General features: G+C 37.1%; 2 protein-coding genes. One reads left to right on the top strand and one right to left on the bottom strand.

Features of this window, described 5'->3' with window-relative positions:
* Positions 1–183: 183 nt before the first annotated feature.
* Positions 184–1476 carry a GHKL domain-containing protein gene (locus AC29Z1_RS16800; RefSeq protein WP_488272600.1) on the bottom strand — a complete coding sequence of 431 codons (1293 nt, stop codon included), beginning with the start codon at positions 1474–1476 and terminating at the stop codon, positions 184–186.
* Between the two features lie 272 nt (positions 1477–1748).
* Between AC29Z1_RS16800 and AC29Z1_RS16805 the strand changes: the two genes are divergently transcribed.
* A partial coding sequence (locus tag AC29Z1_RS16805; RefSeq protein ID WP_488272601.1) for a LytR/AlgR family response regulator transcription factor occupies positions 1749–2287 on the top strand: 539 nt, incomplete at its 3' end.

Genomic DNA, 2287 nt, shown 5'->3' on the forward strand with positions numbered 1-2287 from the left:
GGCTGCCGTTATGAGGGTATGTTGGAAACAGAGAGTAATAACGGAGCGCGGAGCAGCCTCCTACTCGATTCGGGGTTACATTCGGCATGACGAGGGGCCGTGGATAATTTTGTTTTGCCCTTTGTTCAGCCTTCTTTTGATGAAGTGACAGTTCATGTTTGCTTGGGTAAGAATACAGAAGGCTTATGAAATATTTAATGATTGTGATCTGGCAACACTTTCCGGAATTTTCAAAGAAATAGCCACTTTGAAGACTTGGTGATCATAATTGATAGAACAATAACCGTGGTATTTTGAAGTCAGTGCTTTCACACTGGAAAGTCCTATTCCATGATTATCACCCTGTTTTGAGGATGTAAAATTGTCGCCTTGACGTATGACAGAACCACAAAAAGAATTTGCTATTTTAATTACCAGATGGCTTTTCGCTATGGTGGCTTTAATATCAATATAACGCAACTCACTTTGGGGTATTTTACTACAGGCTTCAATAGCGTTTTCCAAACAGTTGCCCAGAATAACACACAGGTCCTGATCGTCAATTCCTAATTTGTCAGGTAAATGCAAGTTTGTATTCACAGTAATACCTTGTTCCTGTGCTATCTTTAGGTAGTGACACAGAAGAGCATCAGCAAACTGGTTAGAACAAACTTTAGGAATAGTAATATCGTCATAGTGGTTGCTAAGCTGCCTCAGGTAATTTTCTGCAGCAGTCGAATTTTTTTTCAATAAAAACTCTAAACACGTTACCAGGTGGTGACGCAAGTCATGGCGCATGGTTTTCATTGCGTTAATACTATCGTTTAGGTTGCGATAATGCTCGCGTTGCAAGGCTAGTTGCTTTTCCGTTTCTTGGGTACGCCTTGTCTGATAAATTGCGAAAGCAATGAGGTAATAGGTAAACAGAATTAATAACGTACTTACTACTAACGGAATGAAGTTGGATAACAAGTATGTTCTTTGCACTCCATAAAATGCCAGCAGTACAAATGACAAAAGGGGAAAACAGGTAAAGGCAAAATTTCGCTGATCGATAATCGTAATAATATTGCGAACATGAGGTGATACATATTTCTTTAATAATGGCAATGATATTGCCTCAAGGATTAAACCTACTAATATCAAGCTTCCTACAAACTGGTCAAATATTAATTGCTCCAGAAATAAGAAAATAAGAAAATTAAACTGGGACAATGAAAAAATCATAAAAAAAACAAAAAGTTTAGCATTAAGTGTTTCTTTGAAAATCAGTGCGCAAGGGATCATATACAATGAGCCCAATATGTAGCCGACCAAAAAGGGATCAGGGATAATTGATTGCAAAATATCACGCAAAAAGTAATTAGCGATCCAAATGACAGAATAGGCAGGTATTTGAAACCATAAAGGACGCCGTGGAGTTAAGAATATATAGAGTAGCAAAATATTAGTTATAAAAAATATACCTCTGCTTATAAGCACTATAATTTCTTGCAAAATAATCCTCCTGTTGATGCAACATTAATTAAGACATCAACAAGGATTATCTATAATGTTGCAGAATTCTTATTTTATACCTTGAATTAAGTTTCCTGACTCTAAAGAGGGCGTCCGTTCAGGGTAGGGTTTCTAATGTAGTCATAATATTGTCCCCGCTTACTGAAACGAGTTCACATATGTCGCATTTCACGCAGGTTACAACCTTTTTACAGACACAAGCTTTATATGTATCTTACGCCTTAGGTGATTAGTTACGAGGAGGCCATACAATGCTAATTATAGCTATTTGTGACGATAATGCTGCTGATAGAATAAAACTATACGAAGCACTGGAAAGCTACTTGTGCAAGCGGGATGTCAATGTTCACATTTTTGTTTACGATAGCCCCGATAAACTAAACACCGTTATGGAGAGTAAAACCATAAGTTTTGATATCGTATTTCTGGATATCATTATGAATGGCATGAATGGAATGGAATGTGCACGGATGATTCGTAAACAGGACAAGCTAGTCAACATTATATTTCTGACAAACTCAACCGATTACGTTTACGAAGGATACGAAGTCAACGCAACGGGCTATCTAGTAAAACCGATAAAGATAGAGCAGTTAGCGAAAGTTATGGAAAGGGCAATCACTCAGATCGAAACAGTGAACCAAGCAAATATTCGTATCACTTACCGCGGTACTACTCAGAAAATACTGACAAAAGATATCCTTTACTTAGAAAGTGAAAATAATAAAGTTAATACAGGCTGTCGACAAAGTATTGTCGATAGCCTTTTTATTTATTATGATCATCTGTC

It is taken from the genome of Sporomusa sp., from assembly GCF_057736855.1.